Consider the following 14,953-nt stretch of genomic DNA (forward strand, 5'->3'; position numbering starts at 1 on the left):
CTCGGATGGCATGTCCTTGTAACAGACCGTCATGCAGGTAGATGAGAAATTTGAATGATGAACGATTCAGTAATATCGTTTCAATAAAAAAGTCTTATGAAAAGCAGGAGCGGTTCATGAACTGCCCCTGTTTAGACAGGGCAAGAAGGAGTTGAAATGAAGAGATTTTGTTTGGTGATCATTTTTGTCGTAATATGTGCTGGTGTTAATGCGCATGCGGATATATATCCCGGAGTAGGAGGCGACGTATCGTTTACGGACCAAAATAATATATACTATACTGCGTACGGGACACTCGGCTATACCCCTTCTCCAAAAACGTACGCCGACGTAGGATACACCCATGAGTGGGATGTCACTCAAACGGCAAGCTCAATGGAATTTCATATCGTCAGTGCGGACCTTTATCATAAATTGTATAAAGACTGGAAACTTGGAGGTTCTGCAAGCTACACTTTTGCAGCCACACCGAATGCTTATGGATATTATTTTTTCCTGTCAAGACTTGAAGCAAGGTATTCATTGGTTCATAATGTAGAGATCGGAGCCGGTCCTGTTTATTATGATGTGTACGGGATAGGAGGTTTTATAGGTGCATTCATCGGATTGTACCTTTATCCGGCTTATAAATGGTCTATAATCGCAAGAGGAACCATGGACACTGCCATCTCGCAGAATGTATCTCAACAGGATACGGCGATCAGCCTCGGCACGTCCTACAATATAATCCGGTATTTTGGCGTATATGCTATATACAGGCTGTCTACGGGTATTTCGACCTCTCCTGCAAACAACACTACCGCCAATAACCCGATCCAGAATAGAGGAGGCATTGGTACAATGGCAATGGGTACCGGTATGCCGGGTTCATCTAACAGGGACAGCGGGAGCTATCCTGTCATCGGCTATTACACCTCAACCATATCGACATTTACACTTGGACTGTTCGTAACGTTTTGATCTATATTTTGTCTAAACAATAAAGAAAGGAGGTATATATGAAAAAGCTTTTAACGGTCATAACATTGGTATCTGCGTTCGTTTTTGCCTGCAGTTTGTACGCAAATGCGCAGGGAAATTCAGAGGTGAACAAGAACGCCATGGAAAACATCACAGGCATGAACTCAAAAGCCCTCAAGGGGCTTGAGGCAAAACATTTCGGCAGCGGCGAGATTGCTATCGCATCCGCGATAGCAAAGAAAACAAACCAGCCCGTGGACAGCATACTCGCTTTAAGAAAACAAGGGCTTGGCTGGGGGGAGATCGCCCGGAAGTATAATCTCAAACTCGGAGATGTAATGAAATCCGTTTATGCCAGCATCAACGCGGCGGAAAAGAACGCAAAAGAAACGCACAATGAAAAAGCGATAAGGGAAGCACAGCATGTAAACGAACAGGTACAGAATGAAGAGAAGATGAATATGCGTGAAATGATGGAGAACCGCAATCAGGAAATGAGGCAGCATGAGAACATGATGAATCACCAGAATAACAGCCCTTCAGAAGGCATAGGCTACCGCGGCATGAAATAACAGCAGGTTAACCATCACCCATTTAATTCCGCTTTCAAAAAGCCTGTTACGGGGGGGAAGCGTATCGCAGTTCTATTGCAGGGCAGACCGTGTATCTGCCCCTGCCGGGGAACATAAATACAGGCTGCTTCTACTTTACGGACAGCGTATTCATCCCGGATACCGGCTGATAAGCCGCATTAAATGTCACCGTGCCGGGTCCGCCAAAGTTGGGATCATTCTCATCAAGTACCTGTATCTTTCCATAATTGGCATCGGGTGCGCAGTCATAACCATAAGTTTTAGGTTTCGGAACAAGCTGTGTACACACCGCATACACATGGCCGATTAAAGCCGGCACTGTATAGCCTGTTATCGGATAGCCTTCTGTCGGCAATGAGCCGGCCTGATCCCAGTCAGACATATAACCCAGATCCATTATAGAGCCTCCGTTTATGCCGTTAAGCAATATAGATTCAGTACCAGCAGTAAGCCCCTGCGCCATTATATTGCCGCCTGTCGCCGTCTTATAAGTATTAGAATTCAATGAGCTGCAGTCAACAACCGTAAATCCGTTTAACACCAGGCCTGATTTTGCGGCATCTGCCGAATATACATGTAAAGTTACCGGAGCTGATGCCTCCGGCCTTGGTGCTGCAAGAACAATATTACTGCTGTAGCTTAAGATAGAGTCGTTTTCTCCCACAGCCCTTATTGCAAAGGCGTAAACAGTACCGTTCTGGAGTCCATTGACGGTAAAGCTTTGTTGGCCCGTTACCGGCGGCTTTAACGGGATTGTCGGCGCCTGCCCATTTATAACCGTAAATGCGGATGCAAGACTTTTTTGAGAATCGGCAGTAGCCGTAATTATACTGCCCGGTGCCATATATACATTGTAGCCGTTAAAGTATGCTTCGTAATTGCTGGTCTGCCATACAAGTGTTATTGACCCGTTATTTTCTATTGCCTGCAGTGCAAGCGGAGGCGCAAGGCTTGAGACGTAAACCGTTGATGATGTAGAGCTCTTGCACGAACTCAATACTGCACCCATTAACATCAGGAAAATAAACACGCAGTTCTTTTTCATATTTTTTATCTCCTTTGTAGCGTTTTTTATTTTTGTTTCACCAGCATATCTATTGCACTATCCCATCTTGCGAGATACGATTTTCTCTGGGCAACGGGCATGAGGGGTTTAAATGTTTTGTCCTCTTTCCATTGCTTTTCCAATTCTTTAGTATTCTTCCACATGCCTATTGCAAGCCCCGCGAGCATGGCAGCTCCGATGGATGTTGTCTCAACATTCATGGGCCTCACAACGGTTATACCGAGAATATCGGCCTGGAATTGCATTAAAAGATTATTATTGCTTGCACCGCCGTCCACCTTAAGTATTTTTATCTTCTGGCCCGTATCCTCTTTCATTGCCTGCAGAAGTGCGGATTCCTGCGATGCGATGCCTTCAAGTATTGCCCTTGCGATGTGTGCCTTTGTTGTCCCTCTTGTTATGCCCGTTATTATGCCTTTTGCACCGCTTTTCCACCACGGTGCGCCAAGCCCGCTCAATGAAGGCACGAAGATCACGCCGCCGCTGTCGGTCACCTGCGATGCAAGCGGTTCAATATCCTCTGATCGGGTTATGATGCCGAGCCCGTCCCTTGCCCATTGAACTGCAGCCCCTGCTATAAGAGCGCTTCCTTCAAGGGCATAGGTAATCCTGTTCTTGATCTGCCATGCAATGGTTGTTAAAAGCCCATGATTGGACATTACAGGTTTATTGGATGTATTGAAAAGGACAAAAGAGCCGGTGCCGTAGGTTGCCTTTGCCGTGCCTCCATCAAAACATGCCTGTCCAAACAGGGCTGCCTGCTGATCCCCCACGAGACCCGTGATCGGAATCCCGTCGGGAAGCGGCGAAAAACCCCTTGTATAACCGAATATCCCTGAGGTTGGCTTGACCTCCGGCAGGATATACTGCGGCACATTTGTTATCTTTAGAAGCTCATCATCCCATCTCAAATGCTTTATATTGAATAACAGCGTTCTCGATGCATTGCTGACATCTGTCGCATGGTTTATACCACCTGTCAGATTCCAGAGCAGCCATGAATCGATAGTGCCGAATGCAATCTCTCCTGCGGCCGCCCGCCTCCTGAGCCCTGTTATCGTGTCAAGCAGCCACATGATCTTTGTTCCCGAAAAATAGGGATCGAGAACAAGGCCCGTTGATCGTTTAAAAATCTTTTCATACCCGTGTTTTTTTAACTTATTCACAATCGCGGATGTCCTCTTGCACTGCCATACAATGGCATTATAAACCGGCTTTCCCGTTTTTTTATCCCAGAGTACCGTTGTCTCTCTCTGATTCGTGATACCTATTGCCGCTATCTTATGCGGGTCTATGCCAGACTTTGCGATAACCGATCTTATACTGTCGCCCGTGATCTTCAATATGGCGGCAGGATCATGCTCAACCCATCCCGGTCTTGGATATATCTGCTGAAGCTCGTTTGAAGCGGATGCGACGATCTGCATCGACGCATCTACAAGCAGAGCCTTCGTAGAAGTAGTGCCCTGATCAATTGCGAGTATATACTCTGTCATACTCCCTCCTCATGTTTATCATATTTGAACCCATGTTATCACGTTTAAACACGCACATCGTCCAATACCATACTTCACTCCCGGATAAATTAATAAATAGTAGACCGCCTGTCCCCGGAAACTGCCCTGCGAGGTATTTTCGCCGGAGCACGGCTGTCTCTTGCTTTTGTGTAGTCTGCCGCCCACGGATCGTCACTGTACTTCTCCATCCATTCAAGCTTGTTAAAATATTTGGAGCAGTAAAAGCATGGGAAATGATCAAGCTCCGAGAGCCCGCCTTTTTCTATGAGCCCTATTTTATCAACATTAAATTTGTGTATAGCATCAGCCCATAATTTGTGCGCCTCGTATAAGCTTGCCGTGTTTAGATCCGCAATAATATCGGATTCATCGGAAGAACCCGTATAGCCCGAAAGCTGGCAGCAGAACGTAAGCCTGCCTTTATAATCCACGTTCGGAGCGTACATGGTGAGTGCCCTGCACTGCAGGAAACCGAGAGGTTCATAATGCCCCAGCGAAAAGTTTATCTCGAGTTTTAGTGTACTTTTGAGCTTTTCAACCCGTTGTTCTGCATCCCTGTACTGGTCCGGTGAGAGTACTAAGCCGTGATCGTATGACGGCGGCGTTGGCTCGAGGTGTGCATAGAAGAGCCTTTTTAAACCCAGGTCGGATGCTAAAAATGACATTTGTTCTATTTCATTAAAGTTCTTTTTGTTTATGGTCATCTGAATGCTCGTTTCTACACCCTTTATCCTGAGTATGCTGACAGCCTGCATTATCCGCTTGAAAGAGCCTTTGCCCCTTATGTAGTCATGCGATGCTTCTTCTGCCCCGTCTATAGAAATGGAAACCCCCGCGAGTTTCGTGCGCCTGCCCGGGTGCTGAGGATCGTTGAGCATCTTCCACACCTGAGTGAAATTCCATGCGTTTGTAATAAAATGGTACGTATAATCATACCGGACGGCCGTATCTATTATACCGGAGAACTGCGGATGCAGTGTGGGCTCTCCGCCCGTGAATGCAACATGCTTCATACTATAAGCCTTTGCCTGTTTAAGTATGCTGTCGAAGAGCTCAACAGATATGTAGCTTCTTGTATCCGTTTTATCCCTTAAACAGTGCAGGCAGCTTAAGTTGCATTTGTTCGTAAGCTCAAAACTCATTTCATAAAACGACATCCGTTCTCCTTCTAATGATCCCTTATCACACTTAGAGGATTTTTTAAAACATCCCTGCCAAGTATTGCTTCGTACGACTTTACCTGATTTAAAAGTACGTTCAATACCGCCGCATGCCTGCCGGCATACTCCTCATCCATAAAGAGCATCAATGACTGAGGAATAAGCATCGCCATTGCCCGCGTTTTATCGATCCGCTTTATGATCGTTCCATCTTCACCCCCGCGCTCAAGAAACATGATCGTATCCGGTACGATCTCTTCCACGGTGTTAAAATAAGAATACGGTATATTGGATTTTTTAAACGGCGGGTCCGGCATGACCGCACCTTTTAAAAACCGGCCGTACAGCTTAATAGTATCCCCGGTAACATTTATGGGTTTTTTAAACCCCAGTGCTGAAGCCTTTTTATCTTCGTACCGTAAAAATACCGCGTCATCGGAGCATAATTGAAAACCATTAAAAACAAGGCCGAGAGCCAGGGTTGTCTTACCCGACATACCCATGCCGCACAGCAGCATAGAGCGTCCGGCACCCCGTACACCCGCCGCATGGAGATAATACAATCCATTACATCTCAATAATTCTATGAGTCCGATCGTTAAAAATACGGACGAGAACCAGGAACCCCTTTTGAGCATTGCCCCGCCGACGTAGCCTGTAAAGATATTGTTCCTTTTATCAACAATCCCTATCGTAGTTCCATCACTTAATAAAAGCCCCTCATCAATCTCATAACCTTTCAGGTGCCCGTAAGAGAACAGGTGCGGCTTATCCGGATCGATTTTTATATCATGTTTTTTATCTGTAAAAAATCTCAGTCTGATAAGCGTGCTCTGCACCTTATCATGCCCGGCGGCTACAGGATATGCATCAAAAAAGGTCCTTACCGCCCCGAATAATCGTTCGTTATCCGCTTCTGCAAGGACGGATATGCCCGATATTATGTTGAATAAAAACCTCATACTCATTGTATCCGTTATTGGTTTTAACACAAAGAATGCAATAAGAACTGCAGGAGCGGTCCGGTGAATCGCCCTGTTTTCAGGCGGCACATCCGGCCGTACCTACGAAGGTACAAAAAGGTTTTTCATCACGAGGCGGTCTAACCTCCGGAATCTGCGCCTTTTTTTAAAAATATAACTTACGTCCATCTTTTTGTAAACAACCATCAAAGGCGGCAGGCTTTAAAAAGACGAGCACGCGATGTTATTACCGGACCCGGGGAAATATCGTATAACAGTTCAACCTTGATTCTCAGATGCACAATTTTTATCGGGCTTGCCATGCTGTCCGCATTAGAGTATCATTATTAGTTGAATTATGAACTTTAATATCCATGATGAGTATAACAAATGCGTAAAGTGCGGTAAATGCAGGTCGGTTTGCCCGGTTTTCAAAGAACTGAACGATGAGGGGGCTTCTGCAAGGGGAAAGGTAACGATTATTCAGGCACTGCTTGAACAAAACATTGAGCCGTCTGCGAGATCAAAGCTTTTTATATCCCAGTGCCTCTTGTGTGAAGCATGCGTTTCCGTTTGTCCGAACGACGTTAGAACCGATTTGCTTATCTTATCTGCAAGGGAAATGCTTGTCGGGAAACTGGGGTTTGATTATACCGAACTAAGCATTACTAAATTTGGTTTCTCAAAAACGGGTTTAAGCTTCAAGCTGATCCATATTGCAGAAAAATTTGCTGGCAAAGAAATAAGCACGCGATCGGGCATATTCTACCGCATTCCTTCGAACCGCCTGATCCCCGGGATCAAACAAAAGGCATTCTCCAGTTCAGAACAAAACATCTATAAACACAGAACAAAAACGGGGTTCTTTACCGGATGCCTTATAGATTATGTTTATCATGATATCGCAGCGGATTCCATAAAGCTTATGCGTGCCTCGGACATCACGCCGTTTATCCCGGATGAACAGGCCTGCTGCGGCTTACCAGCTTTCAGTTTAGGAGACAGGGCGGCTGCAAAAAAGCAGGCTGAGGCTGTTATGGACATGTTCAAGGATACAGAGCTCATAGTAACCGCGTGTGCATCGTGCGGATCAATGTTAAAAAACTATTATCCGGTACTCTTTAATAATGAAAAGAATGCGGTTGAGTTCTCGAAGAGGGTGAAAGATATAACAGAGGTCATAGACGAGGCAAAGATAAATAAGGGTTCGGATACGGCGGCCGTAACATACCATGATCCGTGCCATCTTAAACGGGGCATGGGCATTCATAAACAGCCAAGAAACCTGATCAAAAAAGCGGGGATGGAGATCGTGGAGATGAAAGATGCGGACAGGTGCTGCGGTCTCGGAGGTGCATTCGGCATAAAACATCACGGCCTGTCTCTCAATATATCGGAAAAAAAGATAAACAGTATAAGGGAGACTAATGTGGATATTGTTGCAACAGGCTGTCCGGGCTGCATGATAAACATATCAACCACAGCTGCCGGGTACGGGGCAGACATAAAGGTTCTGCACACGGTCAACCTGCTTGCCGGGGCTCTAACCAATAAATGATTCGGTATAGAAAGTCATTTAAATCACATTGATTATATTCATGAGCAGGTTTTCGGTTCAAATAAGGGTAAATAATAGTAGGGCTTTTTTTAATAACTTTTCAATTTTAATCAACACCCAGAAATAAAATCTTGACAAAAATGTCAAAAATATATATTTCTCTCTCAATAAGAGGGGATGTGATAACGCATTATGATGCAGTTATAATAGGTTCTATGTTTGGTGGAGCTATACCTGCACTTTGTATTGTGTAGGATGTAAAGCAAGGGAGATATATTTTTCAATTGGATAATTCATTTTTACAATCAAATAAATGTTTTCAGGGGGAATCATGAAGTTAAAATCACTGTTGCTTATATTATTTGCCATTACTGGAAGTATTGCCTGTTCAAAAAATAGTAATAATCAGAGTAATATCCTAACTGCGAATAGCGAATCACAGATCAGGGACTTGCTTGGTGTACCTTTGAACGCAAAACAAGTAATGATAGTAAGCCAATCATCACACTGGGATATAGACTGGCTTGAAACGTTCAATGGATATTATACAACATTTGTAGAACCAATAATTGAACAGGCATTAAACATGCTTGATAATAACAAGGGTTATTATTATTCAATTTGCGAGATAGCATATCTAAAAAAGTTCTGGGATGAGCACCCTGAAGATCATGCAAAGATCATAAAATATCTTAAAGATGGGCAATTAAGAATCGTTGGCGGCGGTATGACAAGTCCTGATATAAACCTTCCAACAGGTGAGGCTTTAATGATGGATTGGTTTTATGGGAATCAATGGGTATACAACATTGCCGGAGTAAAACCTATTACAGCCTGGCAGCCTGATAGCTTTGGTCATGCACAGAGCCTGCCTGATATACTTGGTTCACTTGGTTATAAATATGTTGGGTTTTCAAGGGTACCCGGAGTTGAGTCCATGTCACAGTGGCTTGGATATGTTCCACCAGATCCAAATAGTTTTGCAGCAAAACTAATATCTAACGGCTCTTTAGATTTTGTCTGGAAAGGCATTGGCGGGGCAGAGGTGCTTGCACATTTTGTAATTGGCAGCTACGGGTTTGGAGATGCACTTTATGCTGCCACAGATACAACTTCAGTTGGTGTATTCAACAAATTTATAAGCATACTTAAACCTGTTTCACCAACAGGATACATGTTTGTTCCGGTTGGAGCTGATTTTATGCTGCCTGCTCCAAACTTACCTAAAATAATATCATACTGGGACGCGACCATGTATCAGTCAACAGGCGTATGGATAACCATGGCTACATTTGAAGATTATATGAAACTTGTTTCCTTTCACGAAGCTCAATTACCTGTTTATTCTGTAGACCTTAATCCGTATTGGACAGGTTATTATGGCAGTAGGCCAGAGCTAAAAAAGCTTTCAAGGGAAACGACAAATACTCTATTAGCAGCACAACTATACTCTATTATAGCTGGTAATGCAGGTTACATTTATCCATCTGATAACTTAAACAATGTGTGGTCATTATTTGTATTATCAAATCATCATGACTGGGTTACAGGGACTGGTACAGATACGGTTTATTATAGTGAACAGCTTCCTGTGATGCAGGAGACATTAAACGAGGCAGATGCACTTGAGCAAACAATTACATCATACATTGCAAATCACATTAATACATCCTCTATTACAGCTACTGATATCTCTTTAATTATGTTTAATCCATCGGGTTTTATTAGATCAGATGTTGCTCAGGTATCTGTATCTTTTAATAATCCCGGGACTAAAAGTATCGGGATTGTTGGTCAGGATGGTAGCACTGTTCCGTCCCAGATTATTACAGAAACCACATACAATGACGGGAGTATTGATAATGCAATAGTTATGTTATACGTTAATAACATTCCGTCACTTGGATATGCGGTTTATTCTGTTATACCTAATGGCACCTCTTCTTCAACAGGTCCTACAATGACAACAGATGCACAAGGTGATGTTGTTCTTTCCAATCAATATGAAACACTTGTGCTTGGTAAAAATGCAGGATATGCGATTACATCACTTGTTGATGATTCAAGTGATACGCAGATGATTTCAGGTCCATCAAATGATATTGAGTATTATGAAGACACTGGAGATATGTGGTCAATTGGGTCTGAACCTGATGCTTGTGGCGTATTCGTACCCATATACTCACTATCACAAGCGGTATCAACTTATACTGTATTAGGAATTGGGCCTGTTTACATAGAAATTCAGGTTCAGACAAATAGTCCATATGGCAATGTAATCCGCACCTACACGATGTATGCATCTTTAAAGAGAATTGATATGTCAACAACCTTATCCGCACCAACAGGAACAACAATTGCCGCGGTGTTCCGCACCACCATAAACAATGGCATAGATCGGATAGCCATACCTTACGGTATTATTCAAAGGTCGTTTGAATCCATGTACACGCCTCAATTCTGGCCAGGGATAGAGTGGGTTGATCTGTTAAATCCTTCTACCAATGCGGGTATTGCTATGTTTGATATTGGCAATGAGATGTGGTCATTCGATAAAGCCGGCAACATTACAATGGTATTGGTAAGAAATCCTTCAGAAAATGGTAGTTGTTTCACAAAAGGCGCGTGTGGGACAGATAATGATACGCATACACTTGATTATGCTGTGTTATCACACGCATCAGGCAGCTTTGATGTCCGTGAAGGATATGCATTCAGTTCACCTTTAACAGCAATAGTAACATCAGTACATAACGGTAGTTTACCATTGTCTTATAGCCTTGCATCTTCAAATGATACGAATGCCTTGATTACAGCGGTTAAAGAATCAAAGAATGGAAATGGCATTATTCTTAGATTATTCAGACTTACCCCAGTTCCATCTCAGACATCAATTACTGTTACAGACAGCAATATTAACACATCCGGTGCAACAATAGATGATAGCTTTGAAGACCCAATAGGAAAACCTGTTATAAATGGTTCTACAATAAGCCTTGATATAACAGGCACTATCTCTACCCTATTTTTACCCTTTGAATAATGTCTTATATGATTTTCCCTAAGTTTCCCATTTTTGCAGCTTAAAATAAAAAGTATTGATTTAACAACAAGTTACCTGTAAAAAAGTAGTGTGAAACCACACTACGACTTATATCTCTCCTGGTTTATATTTCCAGATCTTCTTTACTCCAAATCCATAGGCCAAAACGGGGTTTTCTTTTAAACATATGGCCTCAGTGGCGACCCGTCTGAATTTAATTAAACAATGTTTTAGTGAGATCTATGTATTGTTCCATGTATTGATAACTGGGTTCTATCTCAGTACCTTCATGCCATTCATTAAAGGTTGTTATTAGAATCCAGTTAGGTGCTGGCGATGCTTTTAAAGCATCATTCACAAGCGCGGTATATAAGGCTCCATTGTTCCTGTCTACGACAGAAGTTATAGTTCTACCGATATTTGAATCATTATATCCAGGGATTACTGTAAGTGCAGACAGTAGCCCATCCTGTTTTGCAAGTTCTGTAAATCCTTTATATGCATTAGCCATATTGGCTCCAGACTGTATATCCAGGAGCGGATTGTATATATGAATACCCTGAAAGCCCATGTTTTTTAACTGCGGGACACTATAAGAAGTTAAAAAATAAGACATGGCATCACCAATAAAAATAACATCAGGGAATTTGTGAATTACAGAACTCCAGTTTATCACATCCGGCGTATTAGATGGACAGTTTCCTGTGCACCATAATGCAGGGAAAATCGCCCTGCCGTATACAAATATCACAGGCTTTCCATTATACTTCAGATAGTTTTTCATCCCAAAATAGTTTTCTTTTATATAAGTAATATCGCTGATTACATTACCTATATTTAGTCCCGGTACAATCTCATAATAAATAGCTATCTTGGGCGGTGTATTAGTATCTTGAGCTACTTCAAATATCTTTTTTAGGGCATCATCCTCAAAACTGTTTATCCCCCACCATGAAACGATAAAACCGTTTATCCCTGCGCGATTTGCAAGCTCAAACTGCCATTCTATTCTTAATTCATCTGTTGAGTCATACACATCGGGATATGGGTAATCCGTTGTGCCGATATCTCTAAATCCAAGGGCATTAGTAATATCAGGATCATGCCCTGCCTCGTTCCAGTGTCTCCATTGCCCACTAAAGAAAGGGGTTCCATACCAAGGATAAAAGAAAGCTAAAACCTCTGGATGCTGCATTACTGGCACATTGCCGCTGCAGCCTTGATATACAAGTATCAGCAAAACTATCAACAGCCACGTCAACCTCTTCATAAAAAGCCTTTTGGAAAGCTTATCGGTGCTGTTCCTTTACTACTATTTGAACATGATACTATGAAAATTTCAAAACATCCTACAACTAGAAAATTTATAATGGTTATATTTTTTCCCATATCTTCTCTTACTAAAAGAGATATCTTTTTTTGACATTTTTGTCAAGTATTTTATTCTCTGGAGTTTCCTGAGTTATTTCAACAAAATAAAAATGACCTGCCTGTTTATAAAAACATCTTTTTGTGATATACTTTTCTCAAGATGAGATGCCCTTATAAAATAATCTTTGTTTTATTGGTATTACTCTCTTTCGTAAGATGTAGTAGAGAGCTTTCAAGTTTACCTGCCCTTAATAACATGAATACCCTTGATAAACTTTATATTGTGCGGCGACCTCCTATAGGTAATCTTTATGTAATTGATCTTACAGGCGAAACTTATGAAAATAAGGTGCTTGCAGCAAGCCTGCAGGGTATTGTAAATCGTAAATCAGCCAGGATATATCTTCTTGACGGCGATTCAAGTACCAATACAAGTATCAGACCATGGGAAGATACAACTGAACAAGCTTCAGAACTTTTCTGGCTTAATCTTTATAAACAGCAGTATAATATAAAAGAGGTGTGGGAAGGCAATCTTGAGAATGCACTTTTAAAGTTTTCGGATGATATAAACGGCTATATACTTATTTCCAATAATGAACCATGGACTATAAATGCAGGAACAACTATAGCAGGTATTACAGGCTCTCTTATAGCTTTTAGTGACCAACAGCCTCTTCTTGAGGCAGCAGGGATTAAATTAAAAGAGTCGTTAATTGGTAAATGGACGGATTCATCCCAGTGTTATTTAGATTTAAGACAAAAATATTACCCGCAGATGGATAGCCCGGCTATAGCAATCCTTGATCCAGAACAGTACCGTTTGCGCGATTTTTTGATACAGCAAGGTATTTTTACCATCTTTGGACGGCCCACAACCAATGACTGGCCTGCTGTAAAAGAGATCATACAGAGCCTTCCCCCTAATATACCTGTTTTTGGCTACCTTTCACTTACAGGTGAAGAGGAATTTGTAGCTATAACTACACTTTCACAGGCGGGCAAATACCTTATACCAACGGATACCACACCAAATCTTTCTTTCCATGTAGCAGTCTTACCTTATTCATCTGAAACCAAAAAAACTCGCATTTATCAAAATCATCTACTGTCAACGACAGTATGCAATCCCGGAGAGGTTAATGTAACTATTGCTATAAGTGATGGTGATAATTTAGCTATACCCTTACTTCGTTATCCGTGGTCTACTTACTGGAATTCTTCTCTTCGTGGACAGGTACCCATGGGATGGAGTATCTCTCCCGCACTGTACACGCTTGCACCTGCGGCAATGAACTATTATATAACCACGACTACCCCTCAGGATGAATTAATTGGTATGCTCGGGGCAGGGTATGCATTCCCATCCTTTTATCCCGACATTGATTTCTTTTTATCAAATAGTTTTCAGCTTATTTATACGCTCGGTTTCCCAACCTACTGGACGATTGATCCAATAGCATATTTTCAGGCCGCTCCACTGTGGGATGCTATTTCAAGAAATACTGTAAATGGCTATCCTTCAGGTGTACTGGTCGGCTATGGCGGGGCAGCAAATTATTTTCTTACACAAAAAGGTATGCCTGTTCTTATGGCAGGGAACAGCTATGCTGATACCCCACAGACTATTGCCCAGCATATAACTGATATTATAAATGAGCCTGCCTCACAAAGGCCCCTTATAACCTTTCTCTTTGCATCAGTCTGGTCTAACTCGTATGAGGGATTAGCTCAAACACTTGAGCCATTTCAGTCCCAGGGGGTTCATTTTTTGCTTCCTTCTGAAGCTTTAAAATGTATTTCACAGAAATATTAAGTTAACACAGCGTTTTAAAATTTCACTATTGAAAGCAGAACAGGAAGGGGTCTACACAGGCTGACTGAGAATGGGAAGTCTTTTTAAATTCAAAATATTCTTCACTTCCGAGAGTGAAAGCGTTATAAACAAGCTATGAAATACAAAACCAAAAGGAGCATTGATGTCTAAATTCAAACCGTATCGCAAAGAGCAATTATATCTTCGCCGCCCGGTTTAGAAGATTTTGTTCCCGAAGAACACATAACAGAGTTTGTGTATGAGACGGTAGAGGAATTGGATACCTCAGGTATAGAAAATAAATACGGTGAATTAGGACAAAACACCTATCATCCCAGGATACTACTAAAGCTACTTTTATATGGATATACAACAGTGGTGCGAAGCGGGCGTAAGATAGCTGCACGATACGAAAGTGATACGGCATACATGTATCTTGCGGAGATGTACCAGGCAATTCTCGGTCAGCATGGAAACAGGCTGTTGAAAAACTCCTCTTAAAAAGAATCTATTTTACGATCCGATCATGGTAGAACGAGAGTAATTCATTAATTGCCGGACAAAACCTTTATAGGAAGGCACTGGAGTATATCCTCTACAAAATGATCTGCCTGTTCAATACCTCTATGTCTTGCAACGATTGGGTATACCTCACCCATATTCAGGTCATTCATTATAATTATATAGTCAGATTTTGTAAGGGTTTCTTTTACCATTAAAGTGCACCAGCTAAGAGAAAAGTTTGTTTGACAAAACAGCATTATAACTATATAAACTTTATAATGGTTTTGCATCCGGAAGAGTTAGGGCTCAAAGGTGTTAACAGCATTATTGCAACCGATGAGGTGACCTTTGCAGCAAAGGCTGCAATATGGGTATAGCACAATAATCTAATACGGAGCTTTTA

The 14,953-nt window shown here is 42.1% G+C and carries 12 protein-coding genes; 6 read left to right on the top strand and 6 right to left on the bottom strand.

Going from position 1 to position 14,953, the window contains the following annotated elements; translation table 11 throughout:
* Window positions 1-156: 156 nt before the first annotated feature.
* Window positions 157-960: a hypothetical protein gene (locus tag M1381_06045; protein MCL4478648.1), complete on the top strand. Its 804-nt coding sequence runs from the start codon at window positions 157-159 to the stop codon at window positions 958-960.
* 38 nt (window positions 961-998) lie between these two features.
* Window positions 999-1,532, top strand: coding sequence for a hypothetical protein (locus tag M1381_06050; protein ID MCL4478649.1), 534 nt, complete (start codon window positions 999-1,001; stop codon window positions 1,530-1,532).
* A gap of 130 nt (window positions 1,533-1,662) precedes the next feature.
* Here M1381_06050 and M1381_06055 read toward each other — a convergent pair whose 3' ends face one another.
* The 4 genes from M1381_06055 to M1381_06070 form a co-directional block, all read right to left on the bottom strand.
* The gene (locus M1381_06055; GenBank protein MCL4478650.1) at window positions 1,663-2,598 is read right to left on the bottom strand and encodes a hypothetical protein; all 936 of its coding nucleotides are present in this window, start codon (window positions 2,596-2,598) and stop codon (window positions 1,663-1,665) included.
* A 26-nt stretch (window positions 2,599-2,624) separates the two neighbouring features.
* Window positions 2,625-4,115: a glycerol kinase GlpK gene (gene glpK, locus M1381_06060; protein ID MCL4478651.1), complete on the bottom strand. Its 1,491-nt coding sequence runs from the start codon at window positions 4,113-4,115 to the stop codon at window positions 2,625-2,627.
* Window positions 4,116-4,204: 89 nt separating this feature from the next.
* Entirely contained in the window at window positions 4,205-5,293 is a 1,089-nt protein-coding gene (locus M1381_06065; GenBank protein ID MCL4478652.1) for a radical SAM protein, read from the bottom strand.
* Window positions 5,294-5,304: 11 nt separating this feature from the next.
* Window positions 5,305-6,348: a hypothetical protein gene (locus M1381_06070; GenBank protein MCL4478653.1), complete on the bottom strand. Its 1,044-nt coding sequence runs from the start codon at window positions 6,346-6,348 to the stop codon at window positions 5,305-5,307.
* Window positions 6,349-6,616: 268 nt separating this feature from the next.
* On the opposite strand from M1381_06070, the gene M1381_06075 reads away from it, so the two are divergent.
* Entirely contained in the window at window positions 6,617-7,816 is a 1,200-nt protein-coding gene (locus M1381_06075; protein ID MCL4478654.1) for a (Fe-S)-binding protein, read from the top strand.
* A gap of 331 nt (window positions 7,817-8,147) precedes the next feature.
* The gene (locus tag M1381_06080; protein MCL4478655.1) at window positions 8,148-10,859 is read left to right on the top strand and encodes a hypothetical protein; all 2,712 of its coding nucleotides are present in this window, start codon (window positions 8,148-8,150) and stop codon (window positions 10,857-10,859) included.
* A gap of 214 nt (window positions 10,860-11,073) precedes the next feature.
* Here the strand turns inward: M1381_06080 and M1381_06085 are convergent, their stop codons facing one another.
* Window positions 11,074-12,129, bottom strand: a complete 1,056-nt coding sequence (locus M1381_06085) for a glycoside hydrolase family 99-like domain-containing protein (GenBank protein MCL4478656.1) — start codon at window positions 12,127-12,129, stop codon at window positions 11,074-11,076.
* Between the two features lie 357 nt (window positions 12,130-12,486).
* Between M1381_06085 and M1381_06090 the strand changes: the two genes are divergently transcribed.
* Both M1381_06090 and M1381_06095 read left to right on the top strand, forming a co-directional pair.
* On the top strand, window positions 12,487-14,046 hold the full coding sequence (locus tag M1381_06090; protein ID MCL4478657.1) for a hypothetical protein: 1,560 nt from the start codon (window positions 12,487-12,489) through the stop codon (window positions 14,044-14,046).
* Window positions 14,047-14,301: 255 nt separating this feature from the next.
* Window positions 14,302-14,547: a transposase gene (locus M1381_06095; protein ID MCL4478658.1), complete on the top strand. Its 246-nt coding sequence runs from the start codon at window positions 14,302-14,304 to the stop codon at window positions 14,545-14,547.
* 47 nt (window positions 14,548-14,594) lie between these two features.
* Here M1381_06095 and M1381_06100 read toward each other — a convergent pair whose 3' ends face one another.
* Window positions 14,595-14,762, bottom strand: a complete 168-nt coding sequence (locus tag M1381_06100; GenBank protein MCL4478659.1) for a hypothetical protein — start codon at window positions 14,760-14,762, stop codon at window positions 14,595-14,597.
* Between the last annotated feature and the right edge of the window lie 191 nt (window positions 14,763-14,953).

The sequence above is a fragment of the Deltaproteobacteria bacterium genome (genome assembly GCA_023382265.1).
Classification (GTDB): domain Bacteria; phylum JAMCPX01; class JAMCPX01; order JAMCPX01; family JAMCPX01; genus JAMCPX01.